This window comes from Streptomyces ovatisporus, assembly GCF_042653885.1.
GTDB lineage: Bacteria > Actinomycetota > Actinomycetes > Streptomycetales > Streptomycetaceae > Streptomyces > Streptomyces ovatisporus.
Genome location: NZ_JBHSFH010000013.1, coordinates 280,562 through 303,704, shown reverse-complemented (window position 1 = coordinate 303,704; position 23,143 = coordinate 280,562). Strand labels below are relative to the sequence as shown.

General features: G+C 70.7%; 29 protein-coding genes. 18 read left to right on the top strand and 11 right to left on the bottom strand.

All coding sequences use genetic code 11. The features are described 5' to 3' along the window. Nucleotide 1 precedes the first annotated feature (1 nt). The 9 genes from ACFPA8_RS22685 to ACFPA8_RS22645 all read left to right on the top strand — a co-directional run bounded on the left by ACFPA8_RS22685 (nucleotide 2) and on the right by ACFPA8_RS22645 (nucleotide 5,553). A complete protein-coding gene (locus ACFPA8_RS22685) occupies nucleotides 2–715 on the top strand; it encodes a GvpL/GvpF family gas vesicle protein (protein WP_386451271.1) in 714 nt (237 codons plus the stop codon). A gap of 25 nt (nucleotides 716–740) precedes the next feature. Beyond that, nucleotides 741–998, top strand: a complete 258-nt coding sequence (locus ACFPA8_RS22680) for a gas vesicle protein GvpG (RefSeq protein ID WP_386451270.1) — start codon at nucleotides 741–743, stop codon at nucleotides 996–998. Nucleotides 999–1,049: 51 nt separating this feature from the next. Further along, the gene (locus ACFPA8_RS22675) at nucleotides 1,050–1,718 is read left to right on the top strand and encodes a hypothetical protein (protein WP_386451269.1); all 669 of its coding nucleotides are present in this window, start codon (nucleotides 1,050–1,052) and stop codon (nucleotides 1,716–1,718) included. After that, nucleotides 1,711–2,820, top strand: a complete 1,110-nt coding sequence (locus tag ACFPA8_RS22670; protein WP_386451268.1) for an SRPBCC family protein — start codon at nucleotides 1,711–1,713, stop codon at nucleotides 2,818–2,820. Before ACFPA8_RS22675 ends, ACFPA8_RS22670 begins: the two co-directional genes overlap by 8 nt. 70 nt (nucleotides 2,821–2,890) lie before the next feature. Further along, nucleotides 2,891–3,379, top strand: a complete 489-nt coding sequence (gvpJ, locus tag ACFPA8_RS22665; protein ID WP_386451267.1) for a gas vesicle protein GvpJ — start codon at nucleotides 2,891–2,893, stop codon at nucleotides 3,377–3,379. Continuing rightward, nucleotides 3,379–4,275, top strand: coding sequence for a GvpL/GvpF family gas vesicle protein (locus ACFPA8_RS22660; protein ID WP_386451266.1), 897 nt, complete (start codon nucleotides 3,379–3,381; stop codon nucleotides 4,273–4,275). The genes gvpJ and ACFPA8_RS22660 overlap by 1 nt, the downstream gene beginning before the upstream one ends. After that, nucleotides 4,265–4,522, top strand: a complete 258-nt coding sequence (locus ACFPA8_RS22655; RefSeq protein WP_386451265.1) for a gas vesicle protein — start codon at nucleotides 4,265–4,267, stop codon at nucleotides 4,520–4,522. Before ACFPA8_RS22660 ends, ACFPA8_RS22655 begins: the two co-directional genes overlap by 11 nt. 63 nt (nucleotides 4,523–4,585) lie before the next feature. Then, complete coding sequence (locus ACFPA8_RS22650) at nucleotides 4,586–5,032, top strand: gas vesicle protein K (RefSeq protein ID WP_386451264.1); 447 nt, start codon at nucleotides 4,586–4,588, stop codon at nucleotides 5,030–5,032. 95 nt (nucleotides 5,033–5,127) lie between these two features. After that, nucleotides 5,128–5,553 (top strand): hypothetical protein, encoded by a 426-nt coding sequence (locus ACFPA8_RS22645; protein ID WP_386451263.1) that lies wholly within the window; start codon nucleotides 5,128–5,130, stop codon nucleotides 5,551–5,553. Between the two features lie 106 nt (nucleotides 5,554–5,659). Here ACFPA8_RS22645 and ACFPA8_RS22640 read toward each other — a convergent pair whose 3' ends face one another. Both ACFPA8_RS22640 and ACFPA8_RS22635 read right to left on the bottom strand, forming a co-directional pair. Then, entirely contained in the window at nucleotides 5,660–6,442 is a 783-nt protein-coding gene (locus ACFPA8_RS22640) for a hypothetical protein (protein WP_386451262.1), read from the bottom strand. Beyond that, nucleotides 6,442–7,041 (bottom strand): RNA polymerase sigma factor, encoded by a 600-nt coding sequence (locus ACFPA8_RS22635; RefSeq protein WP_386451261.1) that lies wholly within the window; start codon nucleotides 7,039–7,041, stop codon nucleotides 6,442–6,444. The genes ACFPA8_RS22640 and ACFPA8_RS22635 overlap by 1 nt, the downstream gene beginning before the upstream one ends. A 259-nt stretch (nucleotides 7,042–7,300) precedes the next feature. Between ACFPA8_RS22635 and ACFPA8_RS22630 the strand changes: the two genes are divergently transcribed. The 3 genes from ACFPA8_RS22630 (at nucleotide 7,301) to ACFPA8_RS22620 (ending at nucleotide 9,397) form a co-directional block, all read left to right on the top strand. Next, nucleotides 7,301–8,113 carry an SAM-dependent methyltransferase gene (locus ACFPA8_RS22630; protein ID WP_386451260.1) on the top strand — a complete coding sequence of 271 codons (813 nt, stop codon included), beginning with the start codon at nucleotides 7,301–7,303 and terminating at the stop codon, nucleotides 8,111–8,113. A 139-nt stretch (nucleotides 8,114–8,252) separates the two neighbouring features. Further along, nucleotides 8,253–8,585, top strand: a complete 333-nt coding sequence (locus ACFPA8_RS22625; RefSeq protein WP_386451259.1) for a plasmid stabilization protein — start codon at nucleotides 8,253–8,255, stop codon at nucleotides 8,583–8,585. A 95-nt stretch (nucleotides 8,586–8,680) separates the two neighbouring features. Beyond that, nucleotides 8,681–9,397: a VOC family protein gene (locus ACFPA8_RS22620; RefSeq protein WP_386451510.1), complete on the top strand. Its 717-nt coding sequence runs from the start codon at nucleotides 8,681–8,683 to the stop codon at nucleotides 9,395–9,397. Between the two features lie 112 nt (nucleotides 9,398–9,509). On the opposite strand, the gene ACFPA8_RS22615 is transcribed toward ACFPA8_RS22620, so the two are convergent. From ACFPA8_RS22615 to ACFPA8_RS22575, 9 genes are all read right to left on the bottom strand, one after another. Further along, on the bottom strand, nucleotides 9,510–9,641 hold the full coding sequence (locus ACFPA8_RS22615) for a DUF6893 family small protein (RefSeq protein WP_386451258.1): 132 nt from the start codon (nucleotides 9,639–9,641) through the stop codon (nucleotides 9,510–9,512). Between the two features lie 4 nt (nucleotides 9,642–9,645). Next, complete coding sequence (locus ACFPA8_RS22610) at nucleotides 9,646–10,479, bottom strand: hydrogenase maturation protease (protein WP_386451257.1); 834 nt, start codon at nucleotides 10,477–10,479, stop codon at nucleotides 9,646–9,648. After that, complete coding sequence (locus ACFPA8_RS22605; RefSeq protein ID WP_386451256.1) at nucleotides 10,476–11,519, bottom strand: hypothetical protein; 1,044 nt, start codon at nucleotides 11,517–11,519, stop codon at nucleotides 10,476–10,478. Before ACFPA8_RS22605 ends, ACFPA8_RS22610 begins: the two co-directional genes overlap by 4 nt. Further along, entirely contained in the window at nucleotides 11,507–12,247 is a 741-nt protein-coding gene (locus ACFPA8_RS22600; RefSeq protein WP_386451255.1) for a DUF6084 family protein, read from the bottom strand. The genes ACFPA8_RS22605 and ACFPA8_RS22600 overlap by 13 nt, the downstream gene beginning before the upstream one ends. Continuing rightward, nucleotides 12,244–12,453: a hypothetical protein gene (locus ACFPA8_RS22595; RefSeq protein ID WP_386451254.1), complete on the bottom strand. Its 210-nt coding sequence runs from the start codon at nucleotides 12,451–12,453 to the stop codon at nucleotides 12,244–12,246. Before ACFPA8_RS22595 ends, ACFPA8_RS22600 begins: the two co-directional genes overlap by 4 nt. A gap of 23 nt (nucleotides 12,454–12,476) precedes the next feature. After that, complete coding sequence (locus tag ACFPA8_RS22590) at nucleotides 12,477–13,184, bottom strand: DUF5947 family protein (protein WP_386451253.1); 708 nt, start codon at nucleotides 13,182–13,184, stop codon at nucleotides 12,477–12,479. A 23-nt stretch (nucleotides 13,185–13,207) separates the two neighbouring features. Further along, complete coding sequence (locus ACFPA8_RS22585) at nucleotides 13,208–13,726, bottom strand: NifU family protein (protein WP_386451252.1); 519 nt, start codon at nucleotides 13,724–13,726, stop codon at nucleotides 13,208–13,210. 13 nt (nucleotides 13,727–13,739) lie between these two features. Further along, on the bottom strand, nucleotides 13,740–15,479 hold the full coding sequence (locus ACFPA8_RS22580) for a nickel-dependent hydrogenase large subunit (RefSeq protein WP_386451508.1): 1,740 nt from the start codon (nucleotides 15,477–15,479) through the stop codon (nucleotides 13,740–13,742). Nucleotides 15,480–15,568: 89 nt separating this feature from the next. Next, nucleotides 15,569–16,618, bottom strand: a complete 1,050-nt coding sequence (locus tag ACFPA8_RS22575) for an NADH-quinone oxidoreductase subunit B family protein (RefSeq protein ID WP_386451251.1) — start codon at nucleotides 16,616–16,618, stop codon at nucleotides 15,569–15,571. Between the two features lie 209 nt (nucleotides 16,619–16,827). Between ACFPA8_RS22575 and ACFPA8_RS22570 the strand changes: the two genes are divergently transcribed. Genes ACFPA8_RS22570 through hypE form a run of 6 tightly spaced genes read left to right on the top strand, consistent with a single transcriptional unit; the run spans nucleotide 16,828 to nucleotide 23,121 of the window. Further along, on the top strand, nucleotides 16,828–17,229 hold the full coding sequence (locus tag ACFPA8_RS22570) for a hydrogenase maturation nickel metallochaperone HypA/HybF (protein WP_386451250.1): 402 nt from the start codon (nucleotides 16,828–16,830) through the stop codon (nucleotides 17,227–17,229). A gap of 6 nt (nucleotides 17,230–17,235) precedes the next feature. Further along, a complete protein-coding gene (gene hypB, locus ACFPA8_RS22565) occupies nucleotides 17,236–18,075 on the top strand; it encodes a hydrogenase nickel incorporation protein HypB (protein ID WP_386451249.1) in 840 nt (279 codons plus the stop codon). Then, nucleotides 18,072–20,540 (top strand): carbamoyltransferase HypF, encoded by a 2,469-nt coding sequence (gene hypF, locus ACFPA8_RS22560; protein ID WP_386451248.1) that lies wholly within the window; start codon nucleotides 18,072–18,074, stop codon nucleotides 20,538–20,540. Before hypB ends, hypF begins: the two co-directional genes overlap by 4 nt. Nucleotides 20,541–20,565: 25 nt before the next feature. Beyond that, on the top strand, nucleotides 20,566–20,844 hold the full coding sequence (locus ACFPA8_RS22555) for a HypC/HybG/HupF family hydrogenase formation chaperone (RefSeq protein ID WP_386451247.1): 279 nt from the start codon (nucleotides 20,566–20,568) through the stop codon (nucleotides 20,842–20,844). Continuing rightward, nucleotides 20,841–22,040, top strand: a complete 1,200-nt coding sequence (gene hypD / locus ACFPA8_RS22550) for a hydrogenase formation protein HypD (RefSeq protein WP_386451506.1) — start codon at nucleotides 20,841–20,843, stop codon at nucleotides 22,038–22,040. Before ACFPA8_RS22555 ends, hypD begins: the two co-directional genes overlap by 4 nt. After that, nucleotides 22,033–23,121: a hydrogenase expression/formation protein HypE gene (gene hypE, locus ACFPA8_RS22545; protein WP_386451246.1), complete on the top strand. Its 1,089-nt coding sequence runs from the start codon at nucleotides 22,033–22,035 to the stop codon at nucleotides 23,119–23,121. The genes hypD and hypE overlap by 8 nt, the downstream gene beginning before the upstream one ends. Nucleotides 23,122–23,143: the final 22 nt, after the last annotated feature.

Below are 23,143 nucleotides of genomic sequence, written 5' to 3'. Positions count from 1 at the left end.
CGTGTCGACCTACATCTACGCCATCACGGCAGCCGGCCACCCGCAGAAGCTCGACGGCCTGACGGGAGTCGGAGACCCGGCAGGGCGGCTGCGGACCGTCAGGACCAAGGCCCTCAGCGCTGTGGTCAGCGACGCGCCGGAGGACCTGCGGGCCAAGCGCCGTGATCTTGCCGCGCATCAGGCCGTCCTGGAGACGCTGATGGCAGACGGAGCGACACTGCCGATGCGCTTCGGCCTGGTCGGTCCCGACGACGCCTCCGTCACTTCCGTGCTGGAGGAGAACGAGGAGGGGTACACCCAGCGGCTCTCGGAGCTCGACGGCTGCCTGGAGTACAACCTCAAGGCGGCGCGGGAAGAGGACGACCTGCTGCGCGAGATCATCACCGAGTCCGAAGAGATCAGCCGTCTCCGGGAGTTCACCAGGGAGCACCCCGAGGCCCAGGACGAGAAGATGCGCCTGGGTGAGCTGGTCAGCAACGAGGTCCAGGCCCGCCACGAAGCGGACGGCAAGGATCTGGTGGAGCGGCTGGCAGGCGGCGCCCAGCGGTACAGCGTCGCCGAGCCGACTCAGCAGCACTTCCTGAACGCCTCGTTCCTGGTGCGGCGCGACGAGGCAGCTGCCTTCTCCCAGGCCGTGGACGAGGAGTCGCGGCGGCGTGGCGAGGCGTACAGCCTCAGCCTCTACGGACCGCTGCCCCCGTACAGCTTCGTCTGAGAAGACGTGATCGGAGAGCCTGGCAATGGGCCTCATCACCCAGCTCCTGACCCTGCCGCTCGCCCCTGTGCGGGGAGCGGTATGGGTCATGGACCAGGTCGTTCTCACTGCGGAGCAGCAGTACTACGACCCAGAGCCCGTACTCCGGCAACTCGCCGAGCTGGAACAGGAGTTGCTCGACGGCCGGATCGCGGAGGAAGAGTTCGACCGGCGCGAGGACGAACTGCTGGACGAACTCGAGTGGCGTCAGGCGTACCAGCGTCAGATGCGGGGGTGCTCATGAACAGCCACAGACGATTCCCCGCGCGTACGGGGAGACCGAGGTGACCGAGAGATGAACGACAACGGCAGGATAGGCATGGCCCTGGTAGGCGGATACCTGCTCGGGCGCACGAAGAAGGCCAAGCTGGCCGTCGGCCTGGGAATGTTCCTGGCCGGCAGGAAACTCAGCCTGAATCCGCAGCAGTTGGCGAAGATGGCGGCGGACTCGCCGGTCATCGGCGGATTGAGCGACCAGGTTCGCAAGGACCTGATGAACGGTACGAAGTCCGCCCTGACTTCGGCGGTGACCAGGCGCGCCAACAGCCTCGCCGACTCCCTGCACGAGCGGACCCTGGACATCAACGACCCGTCCGGGCGCCGCCGCAGGTCCGAGGCCGAGGACGGCGGAGACGGCGGGGACGACGAGGACGACAGGTACGACGAGGACCTGCCCGGGGACGAGCGCGCGGACGACGCCGGGGACGAGGCCGGGGACGTGCCGGAGGACGACGAGCCGCAGGAGCGGCCGCGGCCGCGTCCGCGCCGCAAGGCGCCGGCCTCGGCCCGGAAGCCCGCCGGGGCCGCGAAGACGGCCAAGTCCGCTGCGGGGAGCCGGAGTGCGAAGAGCACCGCGGGCAAGGCGGCGAAGCCCGCCTCCGGCGGCCGTGCGGGCGGGAGTGCACGTGAGCGGGCCGCCTCCGGGGCGCGCAAGGCCACCGGCCGGGGAGGACGCAATGGCTGACTCCACCCTGAGCGGACTCAAGGACGAGGTGGCGAAGAACCCGGCGACCGACCGTCTGAAGGAAGAGCTTCAGGCGTATCTCCAAGCGCGTGCGTTCCAGGCAGTCACCGATCTCGGCACGAAACTCGGCGACAGCGTCAACAAGCTCGCCGACCCGCGCCAGGGCCCTCCGGGCGGCCGGCTGGCGGGGAGCCTGGCGAAGGGCGGAAAGGCCCTCGGCGAGGGGAAGTCCCCGGCGCAGGCCGCGATGGCGGTGGGCTCGTCGCACGTGAAGGAGCTGCTCAAGGACAAGGTCAGGGGATTGTTCGGCAAGGGACGCAAGAGCGGCGGCGGCAAGTCCAGGAGCGTGACGATCGTCGAGGACATCGACGTGGGCGTGCCTGTCCGCGAGGCATACGACCAGTGGACCCGGTTCCAGGAGTTCAGCACCTTCGCCAAGGGCGTCGTGAGCGTGGAGAAGGCCGACGACGTCAGCAGCAACTGGAAGGTGAAGGTCGCCAAGTCCACGCGGAGCTGGAGGGCGCACGTCACCGAGCAGATCCCGGACGAGCGCATCGCGTGGGCCACCGAAGGCGCCAAGGGCACCGTCAAGGGTGTGGTGACCTTCCACCGCATCACCGGCGATCTGACCCGGGTGCTGCTGGTCCTGGAGTACTTCCCCGGGGGGCTCTTCGAGAAGACCGGCAACATCTGGCGGGCCCAGGGCCGCCGTGCCCGGCTGGACCTGAAGCTGTACCGCAAGTTCATCATGATGCGCGGTGAGGCGACGGACGGCTGGCGCGGTGAGATCCGGGACGGCGAGGTCGTCTTCGGCCACGACGAGGCCGTCGAGGCGGAAGAGGCAGAGGAGCACGGCGAGGCCGACGACGAGTACGAGTCCGACGAGGATGCCGGGGATGCCGGGGACCTCGAAGAGTCCGACGAGTACGACGAGGCCGACGACGAGTACGAGGCCGAGCACGAGTACGACTACGACGAAGACGACGAGGTAGAAGCGGAGGAGGACCCCGAAGCCGAGTACGACGGCTTCGAGGCCGATGACGCGGAAGCAGCCGAGGAGGAAGAAGATGACGATCGTCGTACCGCCGCCGCGGGCCGCTGACCCTCTCGGGGCCGGGCCCGGCACGCCGGTACGGAGGCCACCGTTTCCCAGCAGGCAGGGCTGATGCCCCGTGTCCGATTCACTGGCCGGACAGATGGGACCGTCCTCCACCAGGGCCGTCCCGTACGGGCAGCAAGGCACCTCCGCCAACCTGGCGGACATCCTTGAACGTGTGCTCGACAAGGGTGTCGTCATCGCGGGCGACATCCAGATCAATCTGCTCGACATCGAGCTGCTCACCATCAAGCTGCGTCTGCTGGTCGTCTCCGTGGACAAGGCGAAGGAAATGGGGATCGACTGGTGGGAGAGCGACCCGTCGCTCTCCTCGGGGGCACGCGAGCTCCGGCGGCAGAACAACGCCGTGGTCTCCGGCGAGCCGGACGGACAGGGCGAGCTGGCCGAGGAGAACGAGCGCCTGCGCAAGGAGATCGAACGGCTGCGCGCACAGTCCGAGTTGCCCGCCGCCGAAGAGCGCTCCGGGGACGGGACGAGCGCCGGGAAGTCCGGCGGCAAGGCGGCAGCATCCGGCGACGACCGCAAGCGTGGAGGACGGAATTGATGGCGGTGCCAGGCCCCGGCGCACAGCAGGAGCAGAGTGCCACCCAGGTCTGCTACGTCTTCGCGGTCGGCCGCGCGGACGCACCGCTCCGGGCGGCGGCACAGGGCCTGACCGGACCGGCGGATGCCGAGGTCCGGCCGGTGTACGCAGCCGGGCTGGGCGCGCTGGTCAGCAGCGTTCCGGCGGGACTGTACGACGAGGAGGGGCTCAAGGCCCAGCTGGAGGACATGGAGCGGCTGGAGGCGCTCGCCCGTGCGCACCACGCCGTGGTCGCCGCCGCCTGCGCGCACACGACCGTGCTGCCCATGCGGCTGGCCACGGTCTATCTCGACGACGGACGCGTCGAGGCCATGCTGGCCGAGCGCAAGGACGAGTTCGACGCTCTCCTGGGCCGCCTGGAGGGGCAGGTGGAATGGGGCGTCAAGGTGTACGCCGATCCCCGTGGGGCCTCGGCGGCGACGCCCGCGGAGACGTCCGGCGCTCCGGCCGGGGCAGCCCCCGGTCCGGCCTCCCCCTCGGAGAGCAGCCCCGGGCGGGCCTATCTGCAGCAGCGCAGGAAGCAGCGCAACACTCACCGTGACACCCATCGCGCTGCCGGAGCGGTCGCCGAACAGGTCACCGTACTGGCCGACGGCATCGCGACCGCGAAGGTGTCCCACCGGCCCCAGCAGGGCGAACTGGCCTCCGGGCCGGGCGAGAACATCGTCAACGACGCCTACCTCGTTCCCGCCGGGCGCAGCGAGGACTTCCGTACGGCGGTCGGCGGCCTCGCCGAGGACGTACCGGGTGTACGGGTGGAGCTGACGGGCCCCTGGGCGCCGTACTCCTTCGCCACTCCGCCCTCCGCTCCGCAGCGGCCGGGCGGATTCCGGGAGCCGGACGACGATGGAACCTGAGCTGCCCGGCAAGGATTTCGCCGACGCCGTGGAGGCCGGGGCACGTTCGGCCTCGAACGGCTTCGCCGAGGAGGAGTCCCTCGCCGGCCGGCAGGTCGCTCTCATCGACCTGCTCGACCGGCTGCTGACCGGCGGGGCCGTCCTGACCGGCGATCTCGTGCTGTCCATCGCCGACGTCGACCTCGTACGCGTCAACCTGCGCGCGGTCATCCACTCGGTCACACCGGACGACCCGGCGCCGTGGTGACGTCCGACGGGCCGCCCGGCGTCCGGAGGACGGTCTGCGGCGTGCGGGAGAGGAGCAGCAGCCATGACGGACGAGGCTGAACAGCAGCAGGACGCGCGGCCCCCGGAGCAGCTCCCCGAGGCGCTCTCGTCCGGGAGCAGGCTGGACGACGTCGCGCGCTCGGCGGCCCGCGCTTTCGACCTGCTCCCCCCGGGTCCGGACGAGGCCGGGCCCCGGGGGGAGGGGAAGCTGGCCCAGCGGCTGAGGACGGATCCCGACACTGTGGAGCGGGACCTGATGAAACTCGTCCTGACGATCGTGGAGCTGCTGCGTCAGCTCATGGAACGCACCGCGCTGAACCGGGTCGACCAGGGAGACCTGACCGAGGACCAGGAGGAGCGCATCGGCATGACGCTGATGATCCTCCAGGAGCGCATGACGGAACTGTGCGAGCGCTACGGCCTGACCATGGCGGACCTCAACCTCGATCTGGGGCCGCTGGGTTCGCTGCTGCCGCGTGACGAGGGCTGACGTGCGGCGTGGTCCCGTCCCGTCCGGGGAACGGCCACAGCAGCCACCGCAGTACAGGACGTTTCAAACGCGCCACTCTCGGCAACCCGTTGGCCATGACTGACAACGGCAAGAGCACACGTACCGCAGGAAAGGCCGCGAACGCCACCAAGAAGCCCGCCGAGGCAGGCGACAAGGCGGGACGCGGGATCAGCAAGGCCGCCGAAAAGACCGGCGCGGCCACCCACTCCGTGGGCGAGGCCGTGGAGGGCGGCGGCCGCAGCGTCGGCGCGGCCACCAAGCGCGTCGGCAGTGTCGCCGGCCACGGTGCCGAACTGGGGCGCAAGAAGCTGGCGTCCGTTTCCAGCACCGCCGCCACGGCTGCGTCCGCGACCTGGACGGTCGTCAAGAACCGCCGCGGCATCGTGGCCGGCATCGGGACCGGAGCCGTCACGGCGGTCGCCGCCTCCTTCGCCGCCGGGCGTTACTCGGCGAAGCGGCAGGCCGGCCCGTTCACCCGGCTGACCGGCGGGCGGCTGTAAGCACAGCCCCATCGGCTCTCCGTCCCTGTCCGGCGAGGGGCGGCCCCGGCCGCCGCGGCGAGTCCGCCGGTGTCGGTCAGAGGGTGAGGGGAAGCCCAGGGGGCGGTCAGGGCTGCGGTCGGGACGCCGTCAGACGACGGGCCAGATCCCGTGCCGGCTGGGGGATTTCGCCGAAGTCCTCGTCGTCGTCCGCCACCGGAAGACGGTGGATGACGCTCTCCAGCGCATGCGGCAGCCGCGGATGACCGCCCCCGTGACATTCACTGAGCAGTCCGTGCAGAACACCGTCGGGAAGCAGGGGCTGTGGAGTGCGGGGCGGGCGCGGCGGGCCGGCGGGCCGCTGGTGCCGCGCCAGCCGCTCCGACTGCGCACGCCAGTAGGTCGCGTCGCGGAACTCGCCGTGGCGGCGGTGGAGCAGACACAGGCAGAAGGCGGCCGTACGGGATCCGCCGCCGGCCGCGAACTGCCACCAGAACTGGGCGGCTTCGCGGTACCGGGCGAGGTGCAGCAGGCAGCCGAAGACCAGAGCGCCCTCCGGCGCCGCGCACTCCTCGTCGTCGACGAAGCGCGAAAGACTCGCCGCCGCCTCGGGTGCGTTGAGCACCAGGGAGACCGCCAAGTCAAGGTCGTGGGCTGCCTGTTCGCAGTCGGTCGAGTACTGCGGCGCGCGGGCGGTCGAGGGGTTCACGGCGGCGTCGCCGGTCCCGGCACGCGGGGACGACCCGGAACCCGTGGAGCCGCGCGGCGCCGAAGAGACAGGCGAGAGCGTCGGATCGACCAGCACCCGGTCCCAGATGGCCGTCACGTCGCGCTCGTCGTAGTCCTCGGCGAGGACTTCCGCTTCGTTCAACAGCGCGTCGATGGTGCGGTGTTCGTGCCGCCCCCGCATCAACCGTTCCCCGTCCCGGGCCCGGGAGGGGTACGCAGTTCCCGGGCGAGTTTCCGTTTCGCATAGCGTATGTGGGAGCGCACCGTCGCGGTCTCGAAACCGAGATAGTCGGCGACCTCTTCCTCGGTGCACCCCAGTACGTACCGCAGCACGACGGCGTCGTACTGCCGCTCCGGAAGCCTGGCGATGGCGGCGTAGAGTCCCATCTCGCCTTCCAGCACGGCGAATTCGTCACGTAATTCGAAGAGCAGCGCCTTGCGGAACGCCGCGTGGAAGGCGGCCGTCTCGGCCAGCCGGGGCCGATGCCGGTGCTCGGCCAGCCATTTTGCGACGTGTTCCTTGAGCACGGTCCACGCGTAGCCGGGGAGCGACTCCTGGCGCAGGGCGTGTTCCCAGTGCTCCAGCAGGTGCCGGCAGGCGTCCTCGACGACGCTCTGCGCGGCCTCCCGGCTGCCGACCTGCGTGTGCGCGTAGCGCAGCCACAGCCGGTGGTGCGCGGTGTCGAACGCGTCGAAGGAGAGCAGCAGCCGGCGACGGACGTCGTAGGACTGGGCGTCCGCCTCGGTCAGGCCTCGGGGTCGGTCGTCCTCGGCGCCCATGAAGGAGCCCTCTCGCGGCAGAAGTTGTATATCGGACTGCCGGCCTCGCTGACGCTCCCTCAGCAGTCCGGTGGAGGTCCGGGAAAATACTACACAGGGTGAATGCGTGGCTACCCCGCCACCCCTGCGCCCTCGCTGCTTCACCATGCCCCGGCGTGGCCTGACTTCCCCCTTCCCAGGGGCCCGGAGTGGGCAAGCCGGCCGGAATGACGCACCATGACGGCCCCATCCGTTCGGTGAGACGAGAGAGGCGGGCCCCGTGGCCGCTGACGAAGGCGCTGTGGACCTGGAGCTGGACCGGGCCCATTCGGCGCGGATGTACGACTACTTCCTCGGAGGCACCACGAACTTCCCCGCCGACCGGGAACAGGCGGGCCGCGCGATGGCCGTCTTCCCGGCCGTCCTGGTCGCCGCGCGGGCGAACCGCCAGTTCATGCACCGGTCCGTACGCCACCTCGCGCAGTTGGGCATGCGTCAGTTCCTGGACGTGGGCACCGGCATACCCACCTCGCCGAACCTGCACGAGGTTGCCCAGCAGGTCGTACCGGAGGCGCGAGTCGTCTACACCGACAACGACCCCATCGTGCTCACCCACGCCCAGGCACTGCTCCGCAGCCGTCCCGAGGGACGCACCGCCTACTCGCAGGGGGACGCCCGGGATCCCGAAGCGCTGATGAAGTCCCCGGAGCTGACGGAGACCCTCGATCTGAACCGCCCCGTCGCGCTCAGCCTCATCGCGCTCCTCCACTTCATTCCCGGCGAGCGCGCCGCGCACGAGATCGTCGAGTACTTCAAGGACGTCCTGCCCTCCGGCAGCACCCTCACGATCAGCCACGTGACGCCCGACTTCGACCCCGACGCCATCGCGAGCACGGTACGCACCTACAAGGCCGCCGGTTCGCCCGTCCAGGCCCGCAGTCGCGAGGAGTTCACCCGCTTCTTCGACGGCTGGGAGCTGCTGGATCCCGGGGTCACCGTCACCCACCGCTGGCGTCCCGACGCCGAGCACGACCTCTCCCAGGTCACCGACGCGGAGGCCGCCTGCTACGGAGCCGTGGCCCGTAAGCCCTGAGGGTTCCCGGCACTTGTCGCACGTTCAACCTTTTCGCCGGGTCCGATTGCGGATGTGTGTGCCGTTTCGCACGGGGTTGTTAGCAAACGGGCTGGAGGGGTAATCGGGAGCTGATTTCCGGAACGGAACAGGAGGAGTCATGCCTGCAGGATCGAACCCCAAGCGCGAGAGGCAGTACGAGCACATCAAGGAGGGCGCCGAGAAGCGCGGTGCCTCCACCGGCCGGGCCAAGGAGATAGCCTCCCGCACCGTCAACAAGGAACGGGCGCGCACCGGCGAGGCCGACCGGAAGAGCCGTACGTCCCTGAGGGGGAAGTCCGCGGCGGAACGCGGAGGAAAGCGCTCCGGGAACCGCATGCCCCCCAAGAGCGGCCCGACCCGCGAGCAGCTCTACAACGAGGCGAAGCAGCGCGGCATCGAGGGACGCTCCTCGATGAACAAGCGGCAACTCGAGAAAGCGCTCGGACGCTGATCGGCTACGCGAGCGAAGCGAGGAGGCCGGGAGTGCGCTCCGGAGTCGCTCCCGTGCACGGTGCGCCGTGCTGGGTGAGCCTGGCGACGGCCGACATGGAGTCCGCACAGCGCTTCTACGCCGAGGTGCTCGGCTGGTCCTTCCGGCCGGGAAGTCTCGGTGAGAACTTCAGCGTGGCCTACTCGGGCGACGTCCCCGTCGCCGGGATGGGGGCCATCGCCCGCACGATGGGGGTGGCAGTCCAGTGGACGCCCTTCTTCTCCGTGCCCGACGCGGACACCGCGTCCGCGCGGGTGCGTGAGCGGAGTGCGACCGTCGCGGTCGGCCCCATCCGCATGGGGGAGGGACGCACCGCGCTGGCCGCCGATCTCGCCGGTGCCACGTTCGGCTTCTGGGAGGGTCTGGTGCTGTCCGCCTGGGACGCCGCCCGGATCGCCCCGCCCGCACGGCTGGAACTGCGCACACGCGACGCCTTCGCGGCGGCCATCTTCTACGCCGAGGTCTTCGACTGGGCGTCGGAGACCGGACGCTGCGAGGTCGACTACCAGTACGAGGCGGTGGTCGTACGCGTCGACGGGCGTGCCGTCGCCACGATCCGCGGCGGAGCCGTGGAGTCGGCCCCGGACCCGCACATCCGCCCCCGCTGGCATGTGTCCTTCTACGTCCACGATGTCGACGAGGCGGCCAAGACCGCCGTCTCGGCCGGCGGCGCCGTCGCGATGAGCCCCGACGACAACCCCTTCGGACGGACAGCTCGCCTCTTCGATCCCGAGGGCGGCCTGTTCACCGTGCACTCCCACGCACGGACCTGACGCGCGGCCGTGCGCCCGCCGTACAGCACGAAGCGCGGTGCCCGTGGAGAAACCGACGTGGCACCGCGCTTCGTGCTCTCTGCGTCCGGCCCCTTCGCGGGCCCGCGTCGCGCTACATGGTCTTCATCTTGAAGTAGCGCACTGCGTCCGGTGCGCTGGCCGCAGCCATCGCGACGACCGCCACGGTCACGGCGCCCACGACGATGCGTACGGCCGACGCCGGAACGAAGATCCCTCGCTTCATGCCCTCAACTCCTCACTGTCCGCCTGCTCAGATCACCACTCGGGTCGCGCAGCAGCTCGCCGGTGAGCTCCTCCAGCAGCACGACCGCCTCACCGACCGCCTCTCTCACCTGTTCGCTCAGCCCGACGACGACATCGGGCTCGTCGCCGCGCATCCGCACAGCGGGTTCACATCCCAGGACGACGACACGCGGCAGCCTCTCGCCGCCGAGCTGCCCGGCCAGCGCGAGGACCTGGACAGGGTCCATGCCGTGCGCCTCCGGCAGACCCTGCTGCCGAGCGGCGCCGGGCTGCCCGGCCTCCGCGCCCGCGTCGGTCGGGTCTTCGGCCTCGATGACGTAGAGCGTCCCCGGGGTGCCTCCCCGTGGGGCCGCGTCGACCAGGACGGCCACGTCGTACCCGTCCTGCAGCCGGTAGGCGAGGTCCATGCCGCGGATGCCGAAGTCGGCCACGTGCACCCCGGCCGGTACCTCCCGGCCGCGCATCGCCGCGACGACCTCGGGTCCGAAGGCGTCGTCGGCGAGGAAGACGTTGCCGATCCCCGCGATGAGGATCCGCGGCCCCGCGCGCCCTCCCGCGACCGGCTCGACCTCCTCCGGCGAGAAGAAGAACCGGTGCCCGAGGCCGGTGCGGAAGTCCCGCCCGTCGTCCCCCTCCAGCGTGACGACGAGGTGGACCCGCCCCTCCAGGTCCTCCTCCACCGCCTCGACCTCGGCGGTACGGCCGCTCAGTTCGAGGTCGAAGATGTCGGACGGCCGGCCGGGCCGCAGCCGGACCCGGCTGCCGCGGCCCACCTCCACGCCACCGGCGAGCACCGTGCGGTTGCGTACCTCGTTCATCTCTCCTCCAGGACGGGGCGGAAGCCGCGGATGGTGCCGTGCAGCGCGGCCAGTTCGCCGGGGCCGAGGGCGGCGCAGCGGTCCAGGATCTCCCGCGCACGGGGATCGGTGGCGCGGGCCTCCTCCTGTTCCTCCGGCGTGAGGCTGAGAATGCCGAGGATGAGGAGCTGATCGATCTCGCCCCCGTCGAACATGTCTCCCGGGCTCTCGGGGGCCACTGCCGGATAGTCGTACAGCGTGATCGGCGAGGAGAGCACATCGCGTGCACGGTGCGGACTGTTCTTCGCCGCATCCGGGTCGTCGGAGACGAGCACGGGCCAGGCGCCCTCGTTGCGGCATGCCGCGGCGGTCTCACGCAGCTCGTCGGGAGGGTCGATCAGCGAGACGAACGCGCCGGTGTCGGTGTGCAGCACGGTGTGCGTGGAGACGAAGGCGTACGGAGCCGCTGCGTCCCTTGCGCCCCGCGCACCGGCGGAGGGGACCGGGCAGGGTGAGGTGTTCTCGACGTCGACGGTCACCCGCAGCACCTTGTCGGTGACTGCCTCCGTCTCCAGCCGCACCTTTCCGGTGAGCCGCTTCCACCCCCGTACCAGCGTGCCCGCGACGCTGCCCGACTCGGCACGCAGCGCCTCGCGGTCCGTGCCCGCCGCGATGTCGACGCTGGACGTGCGGGGACCGCGGCGGGGCGACCACGGGGGGCACACCCAGCGCCGCTCGGTCGCCTCCTGCCAGGTGAGGTGCCTCTCTCCCGCGACGCGCAGCTCGTCCACGGGGACGGGACCGGAGCGCCCGTGCCTGAACACCTGACGGTCGACGACCTGCAGAAACCGCAGATGCACGGTCAGCCTCGCCGCCGGGCCGGCCTCCAGCAGCACCTGGGTGCGCATCCGTGCGGGCTCGCCGAGCACGTCTGCGCAGCCCCGGGGGTAGACACCGCCGAACGTCCAGCGCTGTGCGTTCTTCAGCGCGGCCCTGCGGTAGGGCCAGAGCAGGTATCCCTCGTAGAGGCAGGTGCGGGCGATCTTCTCTACGGCGTCCACGTGGCTCCCCGTACCGCTCTGTGCCCGGCCCGGTCGGTCGTCTCCGCGCGGGCGAGCAGATCTCTGACCGTCTCCTCCCAGCCCGCCAGTGCGTGCCGGTCACGGTGTGCGACGAGTGCGTCGTGGGCGTCGGAGGAGAGCGGGACCCAGCTGGTGCCGGATCCGTAGCGGCCCAGGGTCTCGTGCCACAGGCCGGCGGGCAGCCGGTAGCCGGCCTCCTTCGTCCAGGAGATCTGGGCGGTGCGCAGCCTGCCCTCCGGGCCCTCGTAGAAGACCGTTCCGTTGAAGAGGAAGTCCAGCGGTACCTCCCCGTCGCGTACGCAGTGGAAGTAGGAGGTGACCGCCAGCTCTGTGTCCCTCGTGCAGGGGACCGGCAGATCGGTCTCTGTCCGCGTGTGGAAAGGCGGCACGACGGTCGTGACCCTGGCCCAGGTGAGCGGCTGCATGCTGGTCGCCCACTGCTCGGGCTGCCCGAACAGCCGGGCCATGGTCAGCAGGTCCGCGTGCTCGTACCGGCGCCGCGCCACGGCGATCCGCACCGTCGTGGTGAGACTGAGCGAGCGTACGGGCCCGCCGCCGGTGCGGGTGACGGCGAGCCGGAACGCCACTGTCGGCAGGGCCTGGCCCGGCATCGGGTGTGCCGAGGTGACGGCGAAGTCCAGGTCGGGGCCCTCTTCGCACACCCCGGCAGCGCCGCCCGGGGCGGAGGCCGCAGCAGTCGCCTTCACGCGGGGGAGAGCCGGGGCATGCCGGGCATGATCGGGTCCATGTGCTTCGGGCTGATGCCCGTGGACCGGCGTGCCGTGGAGGTGTCGTCGGGCAGGTGGCCGGGCTGGTGCTTGAAGCCGCCCTCGTGGTTGCCCTGCCGTACGCCCGGTGTGTGCGCGCTCTTGTCGAGTCGAACGTCCGGTTTGCCGATCGCGATGTCGCCCATGCCAACTCCTCGGTTGTACGTGTTCAGTCCTTCTCGGACAGTCCGGCGAAGAAGGCGCCGATGCGGTCCCACACCTCGGAACCGCCCGACAGCCCCCGCCAGTGGGTGCGGACCAGCGCGACGAGCCGGTAGCAGTCGTCCAGCGGGACGATCCAGTGCTCCTGGGCCGTGCCGGACCGGTGCACCAGCAGTGCCTCCACGTCGTCCGCGAGATCCACGGGACCCGGGTACCCCTGCAGCACCTGCTCCCAGACCTGCGGATCGACGGTGGCCCGCGTGGCGCCCAGCGGGCTGGGATAGCCGACGCCCACCTCTCCGGCGGCTCCGTCGCGGACGAAGAACGCGAGACCGACGGGCACCCCGAGGGCCGCCCACAGTGCGTCGTCGATGCGCAGGCCGCTCAGCTCGGTCCGCCGCTCCGGCAGCAGCCGGTAGTGCCTCCCGCCTGCCGCGCTCTGGTCGAAGAGCAGCGAGCAGGCCCGGCACGTGCACAGCACCGCGTTCCGAGCCACGTCCAGCATGTGGCGGTGTGCCTCCGGCAGCGCCTCGGAGCACAGGTCGCACCGCTCGGGCGTCGGCCGGGATCCGGCTCGCGGTCTGCGCAGCAGCTCCCGCAGGCCGCCGGGACCGCCGCTGCCTGCGGCGTCCTCCGGAGCGAACGAAGCCTCCCGGCTCACCCCGTCCACCCCGTCCACCCCGTCCACCCTGCTCACCCCGTCCACCCTGCTCACCCCGTCCACCCCGTCCACCCTGCTCACCGGTTTCCGGCAGGCTGCGGCGGCCCGCGGAACAGCGAGTCCACCGGAATCAGGGTCTGCGTCTCCGGTGCCGCCTTCTCCGTCTCCACCCGCTCGATCTCGGGTGCGGCCCAGGCCACTGCGTCCCGTACGGCACTCTCCAGCTGCTCCTCCGAGGGGGCGCCGCAGCCTTGCGGACGCAGAGAGACACGGACCACCGGCTCCTCCACGCCCAGCAGTGTCACTCCCGGGAGACCGTCGAGCGCCCGTTGCACGCGTTCCCCGACCGGGTCGGGGTGCAGGTCGTGCACCAGAAGCAGATGGCCCACCAGCTCGTCGGCCGCGACAGCACCGGCCGTCTCCTCGTCCGCGCAGTGCATCACCCTGGCGAGGCACTCGCCGTACAGCTCCGCCAGGGCGTGCAGCGCGTCCAGCGCCTGCTCGCGGGCGCCGGCGTCGGCGATCCCGCCGAGGCCGGACAGCAACTTCTCGGTACGGACCACGTGTTCACGTGCTTCGCGCTCTTCCCAGACCATCGCGGCGCCGCCCTTACGCCAGCGCGCCGAAAGTGGGGGAGTGGTGCTCGCGCACCGTGCGGCCCCCGCCGAGGTACATGTGCACGCCGCACGGGAGGCAGGGGTCGAAGCTGCGCACTGTGCGCATGATGTCGATGCCCTTGAAGTTCTCGGGGCTGTTCTCCTCGAAGATCGGCATCCCCTGCACGGCGTCCTCGTAGGGGCCGGGCGTCCCGTAGTGGTCACGCGGGCTGGCGTTCCACGGGGTCGGCGGGTACGGGTGGTAGTTGGCGATCTTGCGGTCGCGGATCACGAGGTGGTGGGAGAGGACGCCGCGCACCGCCTCGTGGAAGCCGACGCCGATGGCCTCCTCGGGGACCTTGAAGTCCTCGAAGACCTTGGTGTGCCCTGCCCGTACCTCCGCCAGGGCCCGCTCCACGAAGTACATGGCCATACCGGCGGCGTAGGCGACGAAGTACATGCGGGCGCGGTTGCGCTCCAGGGTGTTGGGGAAGGGCGGCGGAGTCCACTCCAGATGCGTCTCGGGCGTCGAGGGGGTCTTCGGCAGGTCGATCTGCACGCTGCGCCCGGTCGAACGTACGTAGGGAGTGCTGACCTTGCCGGCCAGCGCCGTCGACCACAGCCGGGCGATGGGGCCGCCGCCCGTGTCGAGGGCGAGGTGGTCGCCCGTGCGCTTGTCGTACCAGCGGGGGCTGACGACCCAGCTGTAGTTGCCGCCGTCGAGGTCGCGCTTCTGCGGGGCGGGCAGCGTCGTCTGGTTCCACGGGTGGCGCTTGTCGACCGGATTGCCGAGCGGGTCCCTCTCCACGTAGGTCTCCTCGCTCGCCCAGTCCTCGTAGTAGCTGCTGCCCAGCAGGATCCGCATGCCGAGGTTGATGTCGACGAGGTCGGTGGTGACCAGCTCGTTGTCGACGATGATGCCGGGGGTGACGAACATGGAGTTCCCCCACGTGTTCATCGTCCGGTAGTCGTAGTCGACGACGTCGGGGTCCTGGAAGCAGCCCCAGCATCCGAGCATGGTGCGCCGCCGGCCGACCTCCTCGTAGCCGGGGAGGGCCTCGTAGAAGAAGTCGAAGACGTCGTCGTTCATGGCGACCGCGCGTTTGACGAAGTCCATGCAGCGCATCAGCCGTACGAGGTAGTCGGTGAAGAGCTGCGGGGTCGCGACGGTGCCCACGCCACCCGGGTAGAGCGTCGACGGATGGACGTGACGTCCCTCCATCAGGCAGCACATCTCGCGGGTCAGCCGGCTCATCACCAGCGCCTGCTTGTACGTCTCGCCCTCGAACGGGTTGAAGGACCGCATGATGTCGGCGATCGTGCGGTGCCCGTGCTGCTCGCCGCGGGGCGCCGGAGTGCGTTCGGCACGCTCCAGCACTTCGGGGTTGGTCTCCCCGACCATCCGCTCGCAGTAGTCGACGAAGACCATGTTGTCCTGGAAGATCGTGTGGTCGAACATGAACTCGGCCGCCTCGCCGAGGTTGATGATCCAGTCGGCCAGCGGCGGCGGCTTCACCCCGTACGCCATGTTCTGGGCGTAGACGGAGCAAGTGGCGTGGTTGTCGCCGCAGATGCCGCAGATACGGCTGGTGATGAAGTGCGAGTCCCGCGGGTCCTTGCCCTTCATGAAGACGCTGTAGCCGCGGAAGATGGACGAGGTGCTGCGGCACTCCACGACTTCACGGCCGGGAAAGTTGATCTTCGTGTAGATGCCGAGGTTGCCGATGATCCGGGTGATCGGGTCGAAGGCCACTTCGGTCAGCTCGCGCTGGTCCGGGCCGGACGCCTTGGCAGTGTCCTGAGCGGTCGCCACTGGTCGTTCCTCTCGCAGTCAGCTTCGTGTCAGTTGCGGCCGGTCCAGCGGCGCTGGTAGCCGGAGGTCAGGGCGGGTTCGTTGTGCCGCCACTTCGGTTCGCGGTTGGCGGACCGGTTGGTGATCGAGCGCATGCTGCGGATGAAGGGCCCGTAGAGGCTCATCAGCGAGGACGAGAGCGTGCCGCCGGGAGGCTCGTCCATGAACGGCATGAACTTGTCGGGGAAGCCGGGCATCGTGCAGCCGATGCAGATGCCGCCCACGTTGGGGCAGCCCCCGATGCCGTCCATCCAGCCGCGCTTCGTGACGTTGCAATTGACGACCGGGCCCCAACAGCCGACCTTCACAAGACACTTGGGGGAGTTGTAGTCCTTGGCGAAGTCGCCCTGCTCGTAGTAGGAGCCCCGGTCGCAGCCCTCGTGCACCGTCTTGCCGAACAGCCACGTGGGCCGCAGGTTCTCGTCGAGAGGGATGGTCGGTGCGAGCCCGGCGGCCTGGTGCAGCACCCACAGCAGCGTCTCGGTGAAGTTGTCGGGCTGGACGGGGCAGCCGGGCACGTTGACGATCGGCATGCCTCCGGCGGAGCGGTAGTCCCAGCCGAGATAGTCGGCCAGGCCCATGCAGCCGGTCGGGTTGCCCGCCATGGCGTGGATGCCGCCGTAGGTCGCGCACGTGCCGATGGCGACGACCGCCCAGGCGTGCGGGGCGAGGCGGTCGATCCAGGTGTTGAGAGTGATCGGCTCGCCCGTGTCCGGGTCGTTGCCCATGGACGTCCAGTAGCCGTCGCCGTTGATGTTCTCGTTGGGGATGGAACCCTCGACGACGAGGATGAAGGGCCCGAGCTCGCCGCGGGCCCCCTTGCGGAAGGCCTCGACGAAGTCCTCTCCGGTCTCGTAGGCCAGCACCTTGTTGTGCAGGTGCACCTTCGGAAGGCCCGGGACGGACCCCAGCAGCACGTCCTCGAGGCTGGGCAGCGACGCCGCCGTCACCGAGACCGTGTCGCCGTCGCAGCTCATGCCTTCCGAGGTCCACAGGATATGGATCTCGTCGAATCCCTTTGCTGACGCCTCGTCGTCCATGCGAACGGTCCCTTCCACGGCCGGTCGCCGACCGGCGCAGACAGCTGTCAGAGCATTGCCGATAAATCTGACATATAGCCTCATACGTCACAACGGCACCGCGCCGGGGCGGGTGAGCCGAACGGACCACCTTGCTCCCGGGGGCGGCGTGTCAGGGAAGCGCCCGGAGGGGCCCGCTCTGTAATGAACCGCGAGCGGAGGGACCCCGGATGCATGAGATGTCCATCGCCGTGGCGATGGTGGAGCAGGTCACGGAAGCAACCGGCAACGAGGGCTCCTGCACCGTCTCCGCCGTACGACTGCAGCTGGGCGAACTGGCCGGTGTGGTACCCGATTCGCTGCACTTCTGCTTCTCGCTCGCCTGCACGGGAACCGCCCTGGACGGTGCCGAACTGCTCATCGACCACGTACCCGGCCGCGCCCGGTGCCTGCCCTGCGGCGCGCAGTGGGCCACGGGCATGCCGCCGCAGCTGTGCTGTCCGCAGTGCGAGGGCGGCACCGCCGAGCTGGTGTCGGGACGCGAGCTGCAGATCACCGGCGTCCGCCGGGCCGGGGACGAGCCCCGCGCCGACGCCCGTCCCGCATCAGTACAGGCCATCGAGGAGAGCTGAGAGAACATGTGCCGTGTCGTCGACCTGCAGCAGGCGGTGCTCGCCAAGAACGACGAGCGCGCGGGGACACTGAGAGAGGAACTGGCCGCACGCGGGACCGTCGTGGTCAACCTCCTCTCCAGCCCCGGCAGCGGCAAGACGGCCCTGCTGGAGGCCGAGCTGACCCTCGCAGCGGCCCGTGGGGTGCCGGTGGCGGCGCTGACGGCCGATCTCGCCACCGAGCACGACGCGCAGCGTCTCTCCCGTGCGGGCGTTCCGGTCAAGCAGGTGCTCACCGACGGGCTGTGCCATCTGGAGGCCGACATGCTCCGGGGGCACCTGGAGGGCTGGCTGCCCGACGGCGTCCGGCTGCTGTTCGTGGAGAACGTCGGCAACCTGGTCTGTCCGGCCTCCTACGACCTGGGGGAGTCGCTGAGGGTGGTGCTGGCCTCCGTCACCGAGGGAGAGGACAAGCCGCTGAAGTACCCGACCGCGTTCGGGCTGGCGCAGCTGGTCGTCGTGACGAAGGACGACATCGCCGAGGCCGTCGGCTTCGACGAGGAGGAGTTCCGCGCCAACGTGCGGCAGGTGAACCCCGGCGTCGAGGTGCTTCTCACCTCGGCACGGCGCAACCAGGGGGTCGGCCTGCTGCTGGAGCGTGCCGAGGCCGTCGCGGAGGGGGCCGAGGTGCACCGGCCGGTGATGGCACGTGCCGGCGCGGCGGCGGAGGACGGTCACACGCACACGCATGCGCCCTCGGCCCCGCTCTCCCACGGGAGCGTGCACTCGCACACCGGCGTGCGTTCGCCCGGCGGCGCGCCCGTGCAGGCTCACATGTCCGACGTGCCTGTCCGCAGCCACCCGTGAGCGGGCAGCAGAGCACGGCCGTCGTCACCGCCGAGGCGCAGCGCCGCCGGGTCACTGTGCGCGGGGTCGTGCAGGGTGTCGGATTCCGGCCGTTCGTCTACGCGCTCGCCGGTGAGCTGGGTCTCTCGGGACACGTCTCCAACACCGGCGACGGTGTCGTCGCCGAGGTCGAGGGGAACCCCGGGGCGCTCGCCGCCTTCTGCGGACGTGTCGGCTCCGACGCCCCACCTCTGGCAGTGGTCCAGTCGGTGACCCACGAGCCGGTTCCGGCAGCCGGGACCAGCGGATTTACGATCGCCGCCTCCCGCACGGGCAGCGCCACGGCACGTACCCTCGTCGCCCCCGACACGGCGACCTGCGCGGACTGCCTGGCTGAACTTCGCGATCCGGCCGACCGGCGGTACCGGCATCCCTTCATCACATGTACGCACTGCGGCCCGCGTTTCACCATCGTGACGGGGCTCCCGTACGACCGTGAGCACACGACGATGGCCCGCTTCCCGATGTGCCCCTGCTGCGAGAAGGAGTACGGCGACCCGGGCGACCGCCGCTTCCACGCACAGCCGCTCTCCTGCCACGACTGCGGTCCGCGGCTGCGGCTGCGGGTGTCCGGCGCCGCTGCGGACTCAGGTCCGGGCCATGCCGAACCTGTCGCCGCAGCACGGCAGTTGCTCGCCGCCGGGGCCGTCGTCGCGGTGAAGGGGCTGGGCGGGTACCACCTGGGGTGCGACGCCTCGAACGGGGCGGCCGTCCGCCTGCTTCGGCAGCGCAAGGCACGCGGCGACAAGCCCTTCGCGCTGATGTGCCGGGACATCGACGACGTGGGGCGCCTCGTACATCTCGACGCCGTGGCACGTGATCTGCTGACGGGGGGCCGGCGCCCCATCGTGCTGCTGCGCAGGCGTACGGGTGTCGAGCTGAGAGCGCCCGAGCTGGCAGTGGCAGCCGAAGTGGCGCCGCACAGCGCCGACTTGGGCGTCATGCTGCCGTACACGCCGCTGCACCACCTGCTGTTCGGGCTGCCCGGTGACCCGCCCGGGCCGCGGCTGCTGGTGATGACGAGCGGCAACCTCGGCGGTGAGCCCATCGTCACCGACGACGACGAAGCGCTCTCCCGGCTCGCGCCCCTCGCCGACGCGTGGCTGCTGCACGACCGGCCCATCCATGTGCCGTGCGACGACTCGGTCGTACGGGTCGCGAACGGGGAGCAGCTGCCCGTACGGCGCTCACGCGGCTACGCGCCCTTCCCCGTGAATCTGCCGCGGCCCGTCACCGCCGCGCTGGCCCTGGGCGGCGACCTGAAGAACACCTTCTGCGTGGGCGAGGGCCACCACGCCTGGCTCTCCGCGCACATCGGCGACATGGACGACCTGGCCACGCTCACCGCGTTCGGGAAGGCCGAACGGCAGATGGAGCAGATCACCGGAGTACGGCCCCGGCTTCTCGCCGCGGACCGGCACCCCGGATACCGCTCGGTGGGATGGGCCCTGCGCAACGCGGGGAAGAGGCCGCTGCGGCGCGTCCAGCACCACCACGCACACATCGCCTCGGTCATGGCCGAACACGGACTGGACGGCCGCGCAGCGGTGATCGGCGTCGCCTTCGACGGGACGGGCTACGGCGACGACGGTGCCGTGTGGGGCGGAGAGTTCCTGCTCGCGGACTACGACGGCTACCGGCGCTTCGCGCACCTCAGCCCGGTCAAGCTGCCCGGGGGCGATGCCGCCGTGCGGCGTCCGTACCGGATGGCGCTCGCTCATCTGCATGCGGCGGGCATCGCGTGGTCCCCTGCTCTGCCGTGCACGGCGGTCTGCCCCGAGCCCGAACGCAGGGCGCTCTCCGTCCAGTTGGAGCGGGGTGTGGGCTGTGTGCCGACCACCAGCATGGGGCGTCTCTTCGACGCGGTCTCCTCGCTGTCCGGGGTGTGCCACCACGCCGGGTACGAGGCACAGGCCGCCATGGAGCTCGAAGCGGCCGCAGCCGGCTGTCACGACGAACAGGACGTTGCCGGCTACGAGTTCGCCCTGCGCGCCACCGCGGAGGGCGCCCTGGCCGGTGACCCGGCGCCGATGCTGGCGAGGATCAGCGCAGACGTACAGGACGGTGTGCCCGCCGAGTTGATCGCCGCGCGGTTCCACCGCGCGGTGGCGGAACTCGTGCGGCAGGTCTGCGGCGCCGCACGCGAGCGGCACGGGCTGGAGACGGTCGCGCTCAGCGGCGGCGTGTTCGCCAACTCCCTGCTCTCCGCCGCCTGCGCCCGTGCGCTCGGCAACGACGGGTTCACCGTGCTGCGGCACCGCCTCGTCCCGCCCAACGACGGGGGCCTGGCGCTGGGCCAGCTGATGATCGCGGCGAGGCAGGACCTGCCGGACGGTCCGGACCGGACGGCCGCCGGCCGACGCCCGGGACCGGAGCAGCGCGGTGAGAGCGAGCCGGACCGCGGCCACGCGACGGCCACCCCCTGAGACGACGCAGAGCGAGGAGCAGACCATGTGCCTGGCGGTACCGGGAAAAGTGCTGGACATCGAGGAGCGGGACGGCACCCGCATGGCCACCGTCGACTTCGGCGGGGTGGCCAAGGAGGTGTGCTGCGAATACCTGCCCGACCTGCAGGTCGGTGAGTACACCATCGTCCATGTCGGCTTCGCGCTGCAGCGGCTGGACGAGGACTCGGCGCGGCAGACGCTCGCGCTGTTCGAAGAACTCGGGTTGCTGGAAGAGGAGTTCGGCGACCCGTGGGAGCTGGCTGCACGGGAGGCGACGAAGTGAAGTACATCGACGAGTTCCAGGACCCGGAGCTTGCGCGCAGACTGCTGGACGACATCCAGGCGATCGTCACGCGGCCCTGGGCCCTGATGGAGGTGTGCGGCGGTCAGACGCACTCCATCATCCGGCACGGCATCGACCAACTGCTCCCCGATGGGATCGAGTTGATCCACGGGCCCGGCTGCCCGGTGTGCGTCACGCCGCTGGAGGTCATCGACAAGGCCCTGGAGATCGCATCCCGCAAGGACGTGATCTTCTGCAGCTACGGCGACATGCTGCGGGTACCCGGCACCGGCCGCGACCTCTTCCAGGTGCGCAGCGAGGGCGGGGACGTCCGCGTCGTCTACTCGCCGCTGGACGCCCTGCGTATCGCCCAGCAGCACCCGGAACGCCAAGTCGTCTTCTTCGGCATCGGGTTCGAGACGACGGCGCCGCCGAACGCCATGACCGTGCACCAGGCGCAGAAGCTGGGCATCGAGAACTTCAGCCTGCTCGTCAGCCACGTGCGCGTGCCTCCCGCGATCGAGGCGATCATGCAGTCCGAGTCCTGCCGGGTCCAGGGCTTCCTCGCCGCGGGCCATGTGTGCAGCGTGATGGGCCTCGGCGAATACCCGCCGCTGGCCGAGCGGTTCGGGGTGCCGATCGTGGTGACGGGATTCGAGCCGCTGGACGTGCTGGAGGGCGTGCGGCGCACGGTGCGGCAGCTGGAGCGCGGTGAGCACACCGTCGACAACGCCTACGCGCGCGTCGTGCCTCCGGAGGGGAACCCCGCCGCGAAGGCCATGCTCGCCGACATCTTCGAGGTCACCGACAGGGCCTGGCGCGGGATCGGGGTCATCCCCGGCAGCGGGTGGCGACTCTCCGAGCGCTACCGGAAGTTCGATGCCGAGCACCGTTTCTCCGTCACCGGGATCGACACGCGGGAGCCCGTCGAGTGCCGCAGCGGCGAGGTCCTGCAGGGCCTGATCAAGCCGCACGAGTGCGAGGCGTTCGGGACGGTGTGCACTCCCCGTACGCCCCTCGGCGCGACGATGGTCTCCAGCGAGGGCGCGTGCGCCGCGTACTACCTCTACCGCAGGCTCGGCACCACCGGCGGAGCGGTGATCCCGGGCGGAGCCGGCGCCAGAGGCACCGGCACCACCGGGAACGTGATCAGCACGTCCGCGACCGCACCGCTGGAGGGGAGCCCCGTTGTCTGAGATCACCGACCTCGCCGGACCGAGACCGGCAGCGCCGGACTTCACGGGGGCGACCTGCCCCGCTCCGCTGCGCGACCAGCCGCGGGTCGTCATGGGGCACGGAGGCGGCGGAGCGCTTTCCTCCGAGCTCGTTCAGCACATCTTCGCCCCGGCCTTCGGCGGTGACCTGCTCGCCGGGCTCGCCGACTCCGCGGCGTTCACACTCGGCGGCGCACGTCTCGCCTTCTCCACCGACTCCTTCGTCGTACGGCCGCTGTTCTTCCCCGGCGGCAGCATCGGCGACCTCGCCGTCAACGGGACGGTCAACGACCTCGCCATGAGCGGCGCACGCGCGGCGTACCTCTCCTGCGGCTTCATCCTGGAGGAGGGCGTCGAGGTGCCGCTGGTCTCACGCGTCGCCGAGGCTCTCGGTGCCGCCGCCCGAAGCGCCGGGGTGGAGATCGCCACCGGTGACACCAAGGTGGTGGAGGCGGGGCGCGGAGACGGCATCTACCTCAACACCGCGGGGATCGGGCTCATCCCCGACGGTGTCGACATCCGGCCCCAGCGCGCGGAACCGGGCGACGTCGTCATCGTCAGCGGCGCGATCGGCGTGCACGGGGTGGCGGTCATGAGCGTGCGGGACGGGCTTGAGTTCGGCGTGGAGGTGGAGAGCGACTGCGCCGCGCTGGGCGGCCTCGTCGAGGCGATGCTGAGCGTCACACCGGACCTCCACGTGCTGCGCGACCCGACGAGGGGCGGCCTGGCGGCGGCACTGAACGAGATCGCGGTCGCCGCGACGGTCGGTGTCGTCATCCAGGAGCACGCCGTACCGGTGCCGGCCCCCGTGGCCAACGCGTGCGCGATGCTCGGCCTGGACCCCATGTACGTCGCCAACGAGGGCAAGCTCGTCGCCTTCGTTCCCCGTCGGTACGCCGACGCGGTGCTGGCCGCGATGCGTGAGCACCCTCTGGGGGCCGAGTCGGCGGTGATCGGCGAGTGCGTCGAGGCGCACCCCGGCATGGTCGTCGCCCGCACCGGGCTGGGCGGCACACGGGTCGTGGACCTTCCCGTCGGGGAACAGCTGCCGCGCATCTGCTGAGTCTGCGGGGCGGGCCGGAGCA

What these genes read in the sequence shown, in the direction of transcription:
- ACFPA8_RS22660 (WP_386451266.1), top strand. Translation starts at nt 3,379, where the DNA reads ATGGCGGTGCCAGGCCCCGGCGCACAGCAGGAGCAGAGTGCCACCCAG.
- ACFPA8_RS22575 (WP_386451251.1), bottom strand. Translation starts at nt 16,618, where the DNA reads ATGGACGACGAGGCGTCAGCAAAGGGATTCGACGAGATCCATATCCTG.
- ACFPA8_RS22640 (WP_386451262.1), bottom strand. Translation starts at nt 6,442, where the DNA reads ATGCGGGGGCGGCACGAACACCGCACCATCGACGCGCTGTTGAACGAA.
- ACFPA8_RS22670 (WP_386451268.1), top strand. Translation starts at nt 1,711, where the DNA reads ATGGCTGACTCCACCCTGAGCGGACTCAAGGACGAGGTGGCGAAGAAC.
- ACFPA8_RS22675 (WP_386451269.1), top strand. Translation starts at nt 1,050, where the DNA reads ATGAACGACAACGGCAGGATAGGCATGGCCCTGGTAGGCGGATACCTG.
- ACFPA8_RS22555 (WP_386451247.1), top strand. Translation starts at nt 20,566, where the DNA reads ATGTGCCTGGCGGTACCGGGAAAAGTGCTGGACATCGAGGAGCGGGAC.
- ACFPA8_RS22615 (WP_386451258.1), bottom strand. Translation starts at nt 9,641, where the DNA reads ATGAAGCGAGGGATCTTCGTTCCGGCGTCGGCCGTACGCATCGTCGTG.
- ACFPA8_RS22625 (WP_386451259.1), top strand. Translation starts at nt 8,253, where the DNA reads ATGCCTGCAGGATCGAACCCCAAGCGCGAGAGGCAGTACGAGCACATC.
- ACFPA8_RS22585 (WP_386451252.1), bottom strand. Translation starts at nt 13,726, where the DNA reads ATGGTCTGGGAAGAGCGCGAAGCACGTGAACACGTGGTCCGTACCGAG.
- ACFPA8_RS22635 (WP_386451261.1), bottom strand. Translation starts at nt 7,041, where the DNA reads ATGGGCGCCGAGGACGACCGACCCCGAGGCCTGACCGAGGCGGACGCC.
- ACFPA8_RS22650 (WP_386451264.1), top strand. Translation starts at nt 4,586, where the DNA reads ATGACGGACGAGGCTGAACAGCAGCAGGACGCGCGGCCCCCGGAGCAG.
- ACFPA8_RS22620 (WP_386451510.1), top strand. Translation starts at nt 8,681, where the DNA reads ATGGAGTCCGCACAGCGCTTCTACGCCGAGGTGCTCGGCTGGTCCTTC.
- ACFPA8_RS22680 (WP_386451270.1), top strand. Translation starts at nt 741, where the DNA reads ATGGGCCTCATCACCCAGCTCCTGACCCTGCCGCTCGCCCCTGTGCGG.
- ACFPA8_RS22570 (WP_386451250.1), top strand. Translation starts at nt 16,828, where the DNA reads ATGCATGAGATGTCCATCGCCGTGGCGATGGTGGAGCAGGTCACGGAA.
- ACFPA8_RS22655 (WP_386451265.1), top strand. Translation starts at nt 4,265, where the DNA reads ATGGAACCTGAGCTGCCCGGCAAGGATTTCGCCGACGCCGTGGAGGCC.
- hypB (WP_386451249.1), top strand. Translation starts at nt 17,236, where the DNA reads ATGTGCCGTGTCGTCGACCTGCAGCAGGCGGTGCTCGCCAAGAACGAC.
- ACFPA8_RS22595 (WP_386451254.1), bottom strand. Translation starts at nt 12,453, where the DNA reads ATGGGCGACATCGCGATCGGCAAACCGGACGTTCGACTCGACAAGAGC.
- ACFPA8_RS22645 (WP_386451263.1), top strand. Translation starts at nt 5,128, where the DNA reads ATGACTGACAACGGCAAGAGCACACGTACCGCAGGAAAGGCCGCGAAC.
- ACFPA8_RS22610 (WP_386451257.1), bottom strand. Translation starts at nt 10,479, where the DNA reads ATGAACGAGGTACGCAACCGCACGGTGCTCGCCGGTGGCGTGGAGGTG.